The sequence below is a fragment of the Agrobacterium sp. RAC06 genome (assembly GCF_001713475.1).
In the GTDB taxonomy this organism is placed as follows: Bacteria; Pseudomonadota; Alphaproteobacteria; order Rhizobiales; family Rhizobiaceae; genus Allorhizobium.
Map to the genome: position 1 here is coordinate 4409658 of NZ_CP016499.1, position 12700 is coordinate 4422357.

12 protein-coding genes are annotated in these 12700 nt (G+C 61.6%); 5 read left to right on the plus strand and 7 right to left on the minus strand.

Annotated elements, in window-relative coordinates:
- Positions 1-277: 277 nt before the first annotated feature.
- A complete protein-coding gene (gene xdhC / locus BSY240_RS20890) occupies positions 278-1075 on the minus strand; it encodes a xanthine dehydrogenase accessory protein XdhC (protein ID WP_069044081.1) in 798 nt (265 codons plus the stop codon).
- Between the two features lie 130 nt (positions 1076-1205).
- Here xdhC and BSY240_RS20895 point away from each other — a divergent pair, with 130 nt between their 5' ends.
- On the plus strand, positions 1206-2090 hold the full coding sequence (locus BSY240_RS20895; RefSeq protein ID WP_069043599.1) for a hypothetical protein: 885 nt from the start codon (positions 1206-1208) through the stop codon (positions 2088-2090).
- 4 nt (positions 2091-2094) lie between these two features.
- On the opposite strand, the gene xdhB is transcribed toward BSY240_RS20895, so the two are convergent.
- From xdhB to BSY240_RS20910, 3 genes are all read right to left on the minus strand, one after another.
- Positions 2095-4431, minus strand: coding sequence for a xanthine dehydrogenase molybdopterin binding subunit (gene xdhB, locus BSY240_RS20900; RefSeq protein WP_069043600.1), 2337 nt, complete (start codon positions 4429-4431; stop codon positions 2095-2097).
- Between the two features lie 2 nt (positions 4432-4433).
- Positions 4434-5906: a xanthine dehydrogenase small subunit gene (gene xdhA / locus BSY240_RS20905; RefSeq protein ID WP_069043601.1), complete on the minus strand. Its 1473-nt coding sequence runs from the start codon at positions 5904-5906 to the stop codon at positions 4434-4436.
- A 98-nt stretch (positions 5907-6004) separates the two neighbouring features.
- Positions 6005-6778, minus strand: a complete 774-nt coding sequence (locus BSY240_RS20910; RefSeq protein ID WP_054148445.1) for a 3-hydroxybutyrate dehydrogenase — start codon at positions 6776-6778, stop codon at positions 6005-6007.
- Positions 6779-7009: 231 nt separating this feature from the next.
- Between BSY240_RS20910 and BSY240_RS20915 the strand changes: the two genes are divergently transcribed.
- On the plus strand, positions 7010-8056 hold the full coding sequence (locus BSY240_RS20915; RefSeq protein WP_069043602.1) for an LLM class flavin-dependent oxidoreductase: 1047 nt from the start codon (positions 7010-7012) through the stop codon (positions 8054-8056).
- Between the two features lie 41 nt (positions 8057-8097).
- Positions 8098-8850: a type I methionyl aminopeptidase gene (map, locus tag BSY240_RS20920; RefSeq protein WP_054148447.1), complete on the plus strand. Its 753-nt coding sequence runs from the start codon at positions 8098-8100 to the stop codon at positions 8848-8850.
- A gap of 27 nt (positions 8851-8877) precedes the next feature.
- On the opposite strand, the gene BSY240_RS20925 is transcribed toward map, so the two are convergent.
- Positions 8878-9114, minus strand: coding sequence for a hypothetical protein (locus tag BSY240_RS20925; protein WP_069043603.1), 237 nt, complete (start codon positions 9112-9114; stop codon positions 8878-8880).
- A gap of 215 nt (positions 9115-9329) precedes the next feature.
- Between BSY240_RS20925 and sbmA the strand changes: the two genes are divergently transcribed.
- Positions 9330-10610 carry a peptide antibiotic transporter SbmA gene (gene sbmA, locus BSY240_RS20930; protein ID WP_054148448.1) on the plus strand — a complete coding sequence of 427 codons (1281 nt, stop codon included), beginning with the start codon at positions 9330-9332 and terminating at the stop codon, positions 10608-10610.
- 79 nt (positions 10611-10689) lie between these two features.
- Here sbmA and BSY240_RS24230 read toward each other — a convergent pair whose 3' ends face one another.
- Positions 10690-10845, minus strand: coding sequence for a hypothetical protein (locus tag BSY240_RS24230; protein ID WP_156322722.1), 156 nt, complete (start codon positions 10843-10845; stop codon positions 10690-10692).
- A 101-nt stretch (positions 10846-10946) separates the two neighbouring features.
- Positions 10947-11963: a polysaccharide deacetylase family protein gene (locus tag BSY240_RS20935; protein ID WP_069043604.1), complete on the minus strand. Its 1017-nt coding sequence runs from the start codon at positions 11961-11963 to the stop codon at positions 10947-10949.
- A gap of 129 nt (positions 11964-12092) precedes the next feature.
- On the opposite strand from BSY240_RS20935, the gene BSY240_RS20940 reads away from it, so the two are divergent.
- Entirely contained in the window at positions 12093-12671 is a 579-nt protein-coding gene (locus BSY240_RS20940; protein ID WP_069043605.1) for an NnrU family protein, read from the plus strand.
- Positions 12672-12700 lie beyond the last annotated feature (29 nt).

A 12700-nucleotide genomic window follows, 5' to 3' on the forward strand; every position in this document is an offset into this window, starting at 1 on the left:
ACGGTTCATGCCCGGATCAGAGGGTATCAAACAATGGCTGCGGGAAACCCTCTCGCGGCGGAAACGGCGTCGGCGGTTCTCCGTAGACGCGTTGCCGGATGACCTGCGACGTGACGTGGGGTTGGAGGCCAAGGGTGACATGCAGCGTCGGCTGGAAGAGTCACATAGGCTGCTGCTCGATCGTATGCGGTCCGGGGCCCTGTGAATGGAAAGTCAATGGATAGAGCAGGTTGGCACGCAATTCTGCAGATGTGATTCCGCTTGTTCGGATATCGCTTCAGGGGAGCAACACAGCAAGCAATTCGGCCGCCACCATCGCTGCAATCACCGCCGGACGCTTGTCTTTCACCGTGCTGCCACCAATCGGCAGGACAAGCCGGTCGATTGCCGCCCGGCCAGTTCCCTCTCGCTCCAGGAAGGAGGCAAAGGTGGCGCGCTTGGTCTTCGAGCCGATCATGCCGACATAGGCAAGGTCGGTACGACCGAGCGCTTCCTTTGCGATCAGGAAATCCAATGCATGGTCGTGGGTGAGGATGACGGCGGCACCGCCCGATTTCAGCTTTGCCACCTCGGCCTCGGGCATCGCGACGCGGCGGAAGGCGATGCCGTCGGGTACCTCTCCGTCGATCTGCGGTCGTGAGTCAATCAGTGTGACGTTCAGCGGGAGAGGGGCGAGTGCCTGGGCTAGCGCGAGGCCGACATGGCCAGCGCCGAAGACCATGACTTCGGGGAAATGCGCCCGCTCTCCGGCGAGGCGTTGCAACAGTGCCTCCCGGACGGCCGGATCAATCCTGCGGAGGGACAGACGTACCCGCCCGCCGCAGCACTGGCCGATTTCAGGGCCGAGCGGCACATCCAGCTCGGTTTGCGCCGTTTCACCCGCCATTATCCTGCGGGCGCAGTCGATGGCCATGAACTCCAGATAGCCGCCTCCGATCGTGCCCCAGAGTGCTGTTTCGGCCACCAGCATCAACGTGCCGGCCTCGCGCGGCGTCGAGCCTTTGGCCTCGACGACTTCGACGAGGATGGCGTCAGGATGGGAAACAAGGAAGGCGGGGAGGGTGGCGACAGTCATCATGGGCTGATCCTAGCACCAGGCAGTGGGAACTGGACAGCGGGGCTTCTGGTTTATTCCACCGAGGTTTAAGCACGCCCGTAACATGTCAGCCGTGTTATGGTTCGGCATGAGAGGCTTGGGAGCGGGAATGACCAGAACCAAAGGCTTGATCGTCTGGCTGCTTGTTGCGGCTTTCGCCGTAGCGCTTTTTCTCGTCAATCCGCTGGCGGATGTCGCCGCTCGGTTCAGCCGCGACGTCACGCTCGGTAGCGGCGCGCTTTACACGACCTTGCGGGTTGCGAACTCGGTGATGAGCGTGGCCCGCGATGCCGATGTTACCGGCGGGGTGGGCGTCGCCTCCGTTACCGCGAGCCCCGGCCAGTTGCTGCAGCCCGTGATCAACACAATCGAGCGGATGGTCGACCTGCTGTTCGGGCTTGCCATCGTCTCCGGCATCCTGTCGTTGGTGCTGGTGCCCGTTGCGAAGGTTGCCTCCATCGGCCTTGCGGCCTGCGCGCTGTTTTGTGCCGGCATGACGCTGACCGCCCGGCGGGTACCGCCGATGCTGGAGCGCCTGACGCGGTCGGTCATGGTGCTTGGTGTCCTCGGCGCCGTTCTGTTGCCGGCATCCTATACAATCGCCTTCTATGCCGGCGATGCGATCACGGATCGGGCCTGGACCCATGCGACCGAGGTTTTCGATCAAATGCGCGGTCAGCATGCAGCGGTGGGCCTTGATGACGAGGCCGCAGGAATGGCTGGCGCCCTTACACCCACCGATCGGATCCCGCCGGCAGAGGACGGCATGTTTGACCGTCTCGGCACGGCATTCACGGGCACCCTGCAGGCCGCTTCCGACATGGCGGCCACGGCGGCAGCGAATGCGCAGATCATCCGCGATGGCGTCGCGATCTCGACGGATCTGTTTGCCGCCTCGATCGGCATTGCAACGGCCTATCTGGTCAAGCTGCTCGTGCTGCCGATCCTGATCCTGGCAGCCATGCTCTACCTGATGCGATCCGCGCTGCGCTGAGCTTTCACGCCCGCTTCAACCTTTCCACGGCCATCAGTACCCGCTCCGGAGTCGCAGGCGCATCCAGCCTCGGGCAAACACGGTAATCCGCAACCGAGGCCACCGCCATCGACAGCGCCTCCAGGACCGAGATCGCCAGCATGAACGGTGGCTCGCCGACGGCCTTGGAGCGTCCGATGGTGGGCTCGGCGTTCTCAGACCAAGGCACCAGCCGCGTGTTGAAGATCTTCGGCCGGTCGGAGGCGAGCGGGATCTTGTAGGTCGAGGGGGCATGGGTCCTCAAGCGTCCCTTGCCGTCCCACCACAACTCTTCCGTCGTCAGCCAACCCATGCCCTGCACGAAGCCACCTTCGATCTGGCCGATGTCGATGATCGGGTTCAGCGACTTGCCGACATCATGCAAAATGTCGGTGCGGTCCATCAGATATTCGCCCGTCAACGTATCGATCGAGACTTCCGTGCAGGCGGCGCCATAGGCGTAGTAGTAGAAGGGCGTGCCGCGACCGGCAGCCCGGTCCCAGTGGATCTTCGGTGTCTTGTAGAAGCCGGCCGCAGACAGCTGGACGCGACCGAAATAGGCCTGCTTGACGAAATCGCCGAAGGTGAAAATCTGGTCGCCAACGCGCACGCGGTTGGGAAGGAACTCGACCTCGGAGGCTGGCACGCCGTATTTCTCAGCGGCGAATGCGACCAGGCGTTCCTTGATCTGGCGGGCGGCGTCCCAGGCTGCCATGCCGTTCAGGTCGGAACCGGACGATGCGGCGGTGGCCGAGGTGTTCGGCACCTTGGCCGTGGTCGTTGCCGTGATCTTCACCGTGTCGACATCGACCTGGAAACAGTCGGCAACGACCTGGGCGACCTTGGTGTAGAGGCCCTGGCCCATCTCCGTGCCGCCATGGTTCAGATGGATCGAGCCGTCCTGATAGATATGGACGAGCGCGCCCGCCTGGTTGAAGGCTGTCATGGTGAAAGAGATGCCGAATTTCACCGGGGTGAGGGCAATGCCCTTCTTGATGACGGGGCCCGTTTTGTTGAAGTCGATGATCGCCTGGCGGCGCGCCTGGTAGTCGCAGGAGTTTTCCAGCTCCTCGACGACCTTCAGGATAATGTTGTCTTCCACCTGCTGGTGGTAGGGGGTCACGTCTCGGCCGGATCCCTTCTCGCCATAGAAATTGGCCTTGCGGACCTCGAGCGGGTCCTTGCCCAGCGCATAGGCGATCTCCTCGATCACCCGTTCGGCCCCCAGCATGCCCTGCGGCCCGCCGAAGCCGCGATAGGCGGTGTTGGAGACAGTGTGGGTCTTCAGTGGCTGCGAGGTCAGCTTCACATGCGGATAGAAATAGCTTGAGTCCGCATGGAAAAGGGCGCGGTCGGTGACCGGGCCGGAGAGGTCGGAGGAGTAACCGCAGCGGGCTGCGAAGTTGGCCTCAATGGCGTGGATCTTTCCGTCATCGTCGAAGGCGACGTCGAAATCCATCTTGAAGTCGTGGCGCTTGCCGGTGACGCCCATGTCCTCGTCGCGGTCGGGGCGGAATTTTACCGCGCGCTTCAGCTTCTTGGCAGCAAGTGCCGCGAGCGCCGCAAACTGGTTGCCTTGCGTTTCCTTGCCACCAAAGCCGCCGCCCATGCGCCGTGTGTTGACGGTCACGGCATTCGAGGGAATGTCGAGCACATGGCCGACAATGTGCTGGATTTCGGAAGGGTGCTGGGTCGACGACCAGACGGTGACATCGTCGTCTTCGCCGGGAATGGCGAGCGCGATATGGCTTTCGAGATAGAAATGCTCCTGGCCGCCGATGCGCATCGAGCTATGGATGCGGTGTGGCGCCTTGTCGAGCTCGGTCTCGGGCGTGCCGCGCTTCAGCGTCATGCCGGGGGTGACGAGCGGGCTGCCATTGTCCAGCGCACCGTCGATATCGGTCCAGAAGGGCAGGTCGCGATACTCGACCTTGGCGAGGCGCGCCGCCTTGCGGGCCGCATCGCGGGTTTCTGCAATGACGGCGAAGATGGTCTGGCCGTGGAATTCGATTTTGTCGGTCGCAATCAGCGGCTCGTCGTGGCGGCCGCCTGAGGAGACATCGTTGACGCCGGTGATGTCGTCGGCTGTCAGCACGCAGACGACGCCGGGATGGGATTTCACCGCCGAAAGATCGATCGACAGGATCTCCGCATGGGCGCGATCCGCCATGCCGAGTGCGCCATGCAGGAGGCCTGATGGTTCGGGAATATCGTCGATATATTCGGCACTTCCGGCGACATGTTTGTGCGCTGAATCATGCCTCAGCGACTGGTGCATCGGCCCCTTGATGTATTTCGTCGTCTCGTAGGTCGCCTTATCCATGATCACGCCTCCTCCGTCGCGAAGCGCTGCAGTTCCTGCGGGGGGCCCGAGACTTCCAGGAAGAAGCGGGTGAGCAGGTTCTTCGCCGTCAGCTGGCGATATTCGGCTGTTGCGCGCCAGTCGGTGAGCGGCTTGTAGTCGACATCGAAGGCATCGCGTGCGGCTTCCACGGTCGCTTGCGTCAAGGGCTTGCCGTAAAGGGCTGCCTCGACGGCGCGGGCGCGCTTCGGCGTTGCCGCCATGCCGCCGAAGGCGATGCGGATATGGGTCACGGTACCGGCCGTATCCGCTTCCACATTGAAGGCGCCGCAGAGGGCCGAGATGTCCTCGTCGCGGCGCTTGGAGATCTTGTAGACGGCGACGTGACTCGAAGCTTTCGGGCGGGGCACAAACATGCTTTCGACGAATTCGCCCGACTGGCGGTCCTGCTTGCCGTAGTCGATGAAATAGTCCTCGAGAGGCATGGTGCGGGTGCCGTAGGCCGAGCGTAGCGTGACGGTGGCGGAAAGCGCGATGAGGGCTGGCGGACTATCGCCGATCGGCGAGCCATTGGCGACATTGCCGCCGATCGTGCCCATGTTGCGCACCTGCTGGCCGCCGATGCGTTCAATCAGACGACCGAATGCGGGGATCTCTTTTCTCAAGACGTCCAAAGCGCTGGAGTAGCTGACGCCGGCGCCCATTGTTATGCCTTCGGGCGTGACGGTGATCTTCTGCAGGTCTTCCAGGTGGTTGATGAAAACGACCGGGTCGAGCACGCGCATCTGCTTGGTCACCCAGAGACCGACATCGGTCGCACCGGCAACCACCGTCGCCTTGGGATGGGCGGTGAGCGTTTCGGCCAGACCTTCGACGCTGCCGGGCACGACGAGGCGCCGGCCATCGGGGCCTGTGATCGCGATCGTCTCGCGGGTCGCAAGTTCTTCCAGCCTCGCGATGATGTTGGCGCGCTCGCGCTCCAGCGGGTCGAAGAGGGCGGACGGGCGGATCTGGCCGACCTGTTCGGCCGCCTTGACGATCGGCTCATAACCCGTGCAGCGACAGAGATTGCCCTGCAGTGCACGTTCGATCTCAGCACGGCTGGGGTTCTCCGAGGTCAGCCAAAGCCCGTAGAGCGACATGACGAAGCCCGGCGTGCAGAAGCCGCATTGCGAGCCATGACAGTCGACCATGGCCTGCTGAACCGGGTGCAGCGTGCCGTCCTTTGCCGCCAAGTGCTCGACCGTCACGACATGGGTGGCGTGCAGCGAGCCGACGAAGCGGATGCAGGCATTGACCGTTTCATACTGAAGCTTGCCGCCCACCAGTCGCCCGACCAGCACCGTGCAGGCGCCGCAGTCGCCCTCGGCGCAGCCTTCCTTGGAGCCGGTCAGCCGGCGTTTCAGGCGCAGGAAATCTAGCAGTGTCTCGGTCGGGTCGAGGCTTGCAAGAGCGATGTCTTCGCCGTTCAGGATGAAACGAATGCGGTCTGCCATGTATGTCTTTTGTCCCCCTCGAGACGTCCATTCTGTGGACGTCGGCGCTGCGCCGACCATGTTGCCAATGGTGGGCGGCGCAGCGTTATCTTTCAAGTCTATTGTGCGGTCCAGCCACCGTCGATGGAGATCGACGTGCCGGTGATCTGGCGGGCAGCGTCGCTGGCCAGGAAGATGGCGGTCTGAGCGACTTCGTCGATCGAAACGAATTCCTTGGTTGCCTGCAGGCGCAGCATGACCTCGGTCTTCACCTGTTCTTCGGAGATGCCGCGAGCCTTGGCCGTGTCTGGGATCTGCTTTTCCACAAGCGGTGTCAGCACGTAACCCGGGCAGATCGCATTGATGGTGATGCCGAACTCGGCGACTTCGAGCGCGACCGACTTCGTCAGCCCAAGAATGCCGTGCTTTGCTGCCACATAAGCGGACTTGTAGGGCGAGGCGACGAGGCCGTGGGCCGAGGCGATGTTGATGATGCGGCCTTTTTTCTTCGCCTTCATGCCGGGGACGACCGCGCGCACCGTGTGGAAGGAACTGGTCAGGTTGATCGCGATGATCTGGTCCCATTTTTCGATTGGAAAATCCTCGACCGGGGAGACATGCTGAATGCCGGCATTGTTGACGAGCACATCGACGCCGCCAAAAGTCTTCTCGGCGGTGGCGATCAGGTCGGCGATCTCGGCCGGCTTGGTCATATCGCCGCCATGGTAGAGCGCATTGCCGCCATGCGCTTCCAGAGACTTGCGGGCCTTCTCGATTTCGGCGGCGTCGCCGAAGCCGTTGATGACGACATTGGCCCCCTCAGCGGCAAAGGCACGGGCGATTCCAAGGCCGATTCCACTGGTGGAGCCGGTAATGACAACAGTTCTTTTCATGTGAATGCTTCCTTCTCGACGGATGCCGATGGATCACGGGCGTGATGTTGCGCCCGCGAAGGGAAAGGTTAGTCCTAAAGGAAGTTCCGGCGCAACGACCTTTTGACGCAACCGACGCCGTTCATCGCTGCAGAGCAATTGCGGGGAGACACACTGTTCGATGGCGGGCCCTTTTGTGTGCAGCCGCAAATCTCTATGTCTGAGCCAACACACGCAATCAGGAGTCTTCCCGTGGAACTCGGACTTTACACCTTTGCCGATGTCGACCCAAATGGCGCCAACAAGGGGGCCGATGCCAAGCGCCGTGTCGACGAGCTTCTGGCGGAAATCCGGCTGGCGGACGAGGTCGGTCTCGATGTCTTTGGCTTGGGCGAACATCACCGCCCGGACTATATGGCGTCCTCGCCGGCGACGATCCTCGCGGCTGCTGCGGTGCAGACAAAGAACATCCGGCTGACCAGCGCCGTCTCGGTTCTCTCCTCGGACGATCCGGTGCGTGTTTTCCAGCAATATGCGACGGTCGATCTGCTCTCCAACGGTCGCACCGAGATGATGGTCGGTCGCGGGTCCTTCATCGAGAGCTTTCCGCTTTTCGGTTACGACCTTGAAGACTACGACCTGCTGTTTGCTGAAAAGCTGCAGCTGCTCATGGAAATCCGTGAAAACGAGGTGGTGAGCTGGGAAGGCCAGACGCGCAAGCCGCTTCAAGCGCGGGGCGTCTATCCCCGTCCGCTGCAGGATCTGCTGCCGCTGTGGATCGCAATCGGCGGCACGCCCCAGTCGGCAGCGCGCGCCGGTTATCTCGGCCTGCCGCTCGCCCTTGCCATCATCGGCGGCGAGCCGCATCGCTTTGCGCCGTTCTTCGATCTCTATCGTCAGAGTGCCGCCAAGGCCGGTGTCGATCCGAAGCAGTTGAAGACCAGCATCAACGTGCATGGTTTCATCCACGACACGACCGAATCTGCGGCCGACATTTTCTACGCGCCGCAGGCGGTGGTGATGGACCGGATCGGCCGCGAGCGTGGCTGGGGACCGACCAACCGGGCGCAGTTCGATGCCTCGCGCGGTCCGCGCGGTGCGCTCTTCGTCGGCGATCCGGAAGCCGTTGCCGAAAAGATCGTCGCCATGCACGGCATCTTCAAGAATGACCGGTTCCTGATGCAGATGGCGATCGGGCCGATGCCGCATAAGGAACTGATGCGCGGGATCGAACTCTTCGGAACAAAAGTCGCACCGCTGGTTCGGAAAGCGTTGACGGAGACAGCCTCTGCCGCCTAAGGCAGCGCTTATCCCCGTCGAAGAGCCGTTGAAGGAACGCCATGATCGTTGAAACCGAAGAGGACCTGTCGCGTCTCAAAGACATCGGATGGATCTGTGCAACGGCAGTCAAGACGATGGCTGCAGCGCTTGAGCCGGGCATCACGACGCGTGAACTCGATCTGATCGGGCGCAAGGTGCTCGAGGACAATGGCGCCCAGTCTGCGCCTGAGCTTTGCTACCAGTTTCCCGGTGCGACCTGCATCTCGGTCAATGAAGAGATCGCCCATGGCATTCCGGGCGACCGGGTGATCAAGGCCGGCGATCTCGTCAACATCGATGTGTCGGGCGAAAAGCTCGGCTATTTCGGCGATACCGGCTCGTCCTTCATCGTGCCGCCAGGCACAGCCAAGCAGGAACGGTTGCTGCGCGACGGAAAGCGGGCGCTTTGGGTGGGCTTGAACCAGGTAAAGACCGGCCGGCCGCTCGCCGATATCGGCAATTCGATCGGCGCCTTTGCCAAGAAGAACCGCTACACGCTGATTACCAATCTTGCGAGCCACGGCGTCGGCCGCTCCCTGCATGAGGAGCCGACCGAGCTTTCGACCTGGCCGGATCCGGATGAGACGCGGATCATGGAGGAGGGGCTGGTCTTTACCGTCGAGCCGTTTCTCTCGCTCGGCGGACAATGGGCCGAGGACGGCGACAAGGACAACTGGACGCTCTACAGCGAGCCACGCGCGCCGACCGTGCAGTTCGAGCACACGATCGTGGTGACCAAGAATGGTCCACTGGTTTTGACGCTCGCCGACTAGGGCGAGCGCCTTGGCTTCTGTTCCGTCTTAATCGGCCTTCGAAAAGGCGACGGCGACGCCCTTCTTCTTGAAATAGGACTGCATGATCTTGCGGCCCTGACGGTTCGACTGCGCGAGCTTGGACGGTTCGAACACGGCTTCCTTGACGCCTTCCTTCGCCATCGCGGCCTTCAGGGCGGCAATGTGAAGATCGATCTCTTCGTTGTCGTTGTTGATCGAGGTGTAGATGTTGTCGATGGCCTGCTGCAGGCTGAGATCGCTCATGTGGCACTCCTGAATAAGCTTTGCGACTTCCCTAGCGATTTTTGGGCAGGAGGCAAGAAAAGCTTGAGACCGCATCACCTAACGCCAACCTTACAGACCCTTAATTTTGGCGGGGGTAATTCTGCCACAATTTGGCGATGCCATTGCTGGGCGGAACCTTCTGCCCTAGGTTCCGCCAGGCTCTACAGGACTTCTCCCACACGAAGGTTTTCCGCGTGTTTCACTCCTTCTTTCCGCAGCCCAAGCTGTTCTTCACCTCAGCCGCTGTCTGGACGCTCGTCTGCATCATCGTCTGGTATACCGTCGGCCCGCAGATCGGCGCCGCGATCGGCTTGCCGCCGCTGGCAGAAGGGCAGCAGCCGCCCGTCGGGCTCGCCTTCTTCTTTACGCCCGACAACCTCTGGTTCTACCTGTACTTCACTATTTTCGTGGTGATGTTCGGTGGTGTCTGGCAGGTCCTCGCCAAGGATCATCCCTGGACGAAATGGTCGATCTGGGGATCGGCCTTCATCATCTTCATTGCCTATTTCAGCGTGCAGATCTCGGTGGCGGTCAACAACTGGCGGGGCCCCTTCTTCGATCTCTTCCAGAAGGCGCTCAACGGCGACGGTACGGTCACTGCCGGCCAGCTCTACGAGTTGCAGCTGCGATTCCTCGAAATCGGCATGGTCGGCGTCACGCTTTCCGTCTTTACCGCCTTCTTCACCAACCATTACGTCTTCCGCTGGCGCAATGCGATGAACGACTATTACCTGTCGAAGTGGGACCAGTTGCGTCACATCGAAGGCGCCTCGCAGCGTGTGCAGGAAGACACGATGCGTTTTGCCAATATCCTGGAAGGCCTCGGTGTTGCGCTGATCAACTCGGTCATGACGCTGGTCGTCTTTCTGCCGATTCTCTTCCGCATGTCGGAGAATGTCACAGAACTGCCGATTATCGGGGCCGTGCCGCATGCGCTGTTCTGGCTGGCGATCTTCTGGTCGCTGTTCGGCACGGTGCTGCTGATGGTGGCCGGCATCAAGCTGCCGGGCCTGCAGTTCCGCAACCAGCGCGTTGAAGCCGCCTTCCGCAAGGAGCTGGTCTATGGCGAGGACAATGCCGAGCGTGCGCAACCTGTCACCGTGCGCGAGCTCTTCACGAACGTGCGGCGCAACTACTTCCGCATGTATTGGCACTACACCTATTTCAACGTCGCACGCTTCACCTATGGTCAGCTCGACGCGATCTTCCTGACCTTCATCCTGATCCCGACCATCGTCGCCGGCAAGATCACCATGGGTGTCTGGCAGCAGATCGCCACCGCCTTCGGTCAGGTCACGGACAGCTTCCAGTATCTGGTCAGCTATTGGTCGACGATCATCGAACTGCTCTCGATCCACAAGCGTCTCGCCGCCTTCGAGGCCGCCATTGATGGTGCTCCGCTGCCGGCGATCGACCAGCGCTACCTTGAGCGCGAGGCAGAAGAGGGCGAGATTGCCGCAGATCGGCCCTACTGAGACCGAGACAACGCGACCAAATGACAAAGGCCGCGCCGGGAAACCGGTGCGGCCTTTGTGTTTGCGATGCAGGAGGTCGTTAGCCGAAGTTCGGCGACACGGAAACCGGCGAGGTGAAGCCCGCAGGCACGGCGGAATAGGCTTCCGGTTGGGTGAACAGCGAAAGACCAATGGCTACAGCGCCGATGGTGGCGGCTATCACGCAGGCGCAGGCAAGGAGGAACAGGATTTTCATGGATTTCCCCGAGATGTTTGCCCCGGCATATCGGGTCTGCCAGCCGCGAAGTAAATGCGTCACGCGATCACATGCCGATCACATGACGATCACGGGGGGTATCACATGGCGCCGGGTGCCGCCGCCGGATTGGTCCGGCCCTCCAGCATGTCGAGCGCTTCGGCATAGGTAACGCAGGCGACATCGGGCAGGGGACAGACCTCCGTTACCAGTTGTTCCATCGCGGACCAGTAGGCGCCACCGTTCATCTCGACGAAATGCAGGCCGATCTGCAGGGGAATGCGCTCGCCGTCATACTGCCGGTCAAAGGCGCCACGGAAGGCCTGGTAGCTGCGCTCGGCGAATTCGTCTGCCTTTGACGGGTGGTCGATTCCGGCGGAATGGCGGATGAAGAGATTGTAGTCCATGGCGATGATGCGTCGCTCCCTCGGACCCTCCGGAATCAACGGCAGGCCGAAACGGGCCAGTCCGCCTTTTTCGACCGGCAGTGTCGGGTCGTGGGTGACTATGCTTGCATCATAACGGAAGCCGTGTTCGCGCTCGGCCTGAAACAGGCTCTCGGGTGCCGAGAGATAGGGTGCGCGGAAACCTGTGATGTCATTGTCAACGAAGTCTGCCCAGCCAGCCGGTTCGCGATCGGCAAAGCCGTTATCCTTCCACGCATTCGCCAGAACCCGGTCGAAGGCGTCGAACTCCGTCAGCCATTCCGCCTTGCTCCAGTCCTTGCCGTCGAAATGGCCGCAGGTATGGCTGGCGATCTCATGGCCTTCGCCGCGCGCTTTCCAGATGTGGTCGAGCCGGTTGCCGACTTCCTCCGCGCTCATGGCAAAGCCGATATTCGAGCGCCCCGCCTTGATGCCTGGCGCCTTGTAGTCGCCGGCACGGGCGCGTGGGATCAGGGTGGTGCAGGAGAGGAAATAGGTGAATTTCGCATTGGCACGCTTTGCGATATCGCGGCTGCGCGCCCAGAGCCTGTTGTCATGCGCACCGTCGAAGGAGACGAGCAGTAGTTGTTTTGGCCTGGGTTTATCCGCGCCTTTTGCCGCAGGGTCAGGCGTTCCGGCGAGCGCGGTGGTCGCCATTGCGGCGAGGGAAATGGCAATCAGGCTACGAAACATCAACAACTACCCGGCAATCAACAGGGTGCGTTGCCTCCCATCCAAATGCGGCGAAGCTTTGAACGCTCTGGAAATTCGATCGCCGGACCATTAAGGCTTTGGGCAACTCGACCTGAAAGGTTCTGACCCATGACGCTTCTCATTCTCGGCATCATCCTGTTTCTGGCTACCCATCTCATCCGCGTCGTCGCGCCCGGTTTCCGGCTGTCGATGATCGACCGCTTCGGCGAGATGGGCTGGCGGGTGATCAATTCGGTGATGAGCCTCGTGTCACTCGTCGTCTTGATCTGGGGCTATGCCACGGCCCCTGTCGTCAATTTGTGGTTCCCGCCGATGGGCATGAACCACCTGACGACGACGCTGATGCTGTTTGCGATGATCTGTCTGGTGGCCGGTTTTCTGCCGGCCGGACATATCGCCACCAAGACCAAGCACCCGATCGTGCTGTCCATCAAGATCTGGGCCGCCGCTCACCTGCTCGCCAATGGCGATCTCGCATCCGTGCTGTTGTTCGTCGCGCTTCTGGCCTGGGGCGTCGTCCTGCGCATCAGCTACAAGCGCCGTGTGCGGGCGGGTGAACTGGTGCTCAAGCCCTTCGTCTCGGCGCGCTTCGATGCGATTGCCGTGGTCGGTGGCATCGTCGCTTGGGCCGTCATCACCATGTGGCTGCACAAACTGTTGATCGGTGTTGCGCCGCTCACCATGTGACGGCTTAAGGCTGTTGGCGGTTTTCCCCT

Bases quoted from the DNA above. Each gene is read 5' to 3' on its own strand.
- xdhC (WP_069044081.1), bottom strand. From the start codon at position 1,075: ATGACTGTCGCCACCCTCCCCGCCTTCCTTGTTTCCCATCCTGACGCC.
- BSY240_RS20895 (WP_069043599.1), top strand. From the start codon at position 1,206: ATGACCAGAACCAAAGGCTTGATCGTCTGGCTGCTTGTTGCGGCTTTC.
- xdhB (WP_069043600.1), bottom strand. From the start codon at position 4,431: ATGGATAAGGCGACCTACGAGACGACGAAATACATCAAGGGGCCGATG.
- xdhA (WP_069043601.1), bottom strand. From the start codon at position 5,906: ATGGCAGACCGCATTCGTTTCATCCTGAACGGCGAAGACATCGCTCTT.
- BSY240_RS20910 (WP_054148445.1), bottom strand. From the start codon at position 6,778: ATGAAAAGAACTGTTGTCATTACCGGCTCCACCAGTGGAATCGGCCTT.
- map (WP_054148447.1), top strand. From the start codon at position 8,098: ATGATCGTTGAAACCGAAGAGGACCTGTCGCGTCTCAAAGACATCGGA.
- BSY240_RS20925 (WP_069043603.1), bottom strand. From the start codon at position 9,114: ATGAGCGATCTCAGCCTGCAGCAGGCCATCGACAACATCTACACCTCG.
- BSY240_RS24230 (WP_156322722.1), bottom strand. From the start codon at position 10,845: ATGAAAATCCTGTTCCTCCTTGCCTGCGCCTGCGTGATAGCCGCCACC.
- BSY240_RS20935 (WP_069043604.1), bottom strand. From the start codon at position 11,963: ATGTTTCGTAGCCTGATTGCCATTTCCCTCGCCGCAATGGCGACCACC.
- BSY240_RS20940 (WP_069043605.1), top strand. From the start codon at position 12,093: ATGACGCTTCTCATTCTCGGCATCATCCTGTTTCTGGCTACCCATCTC.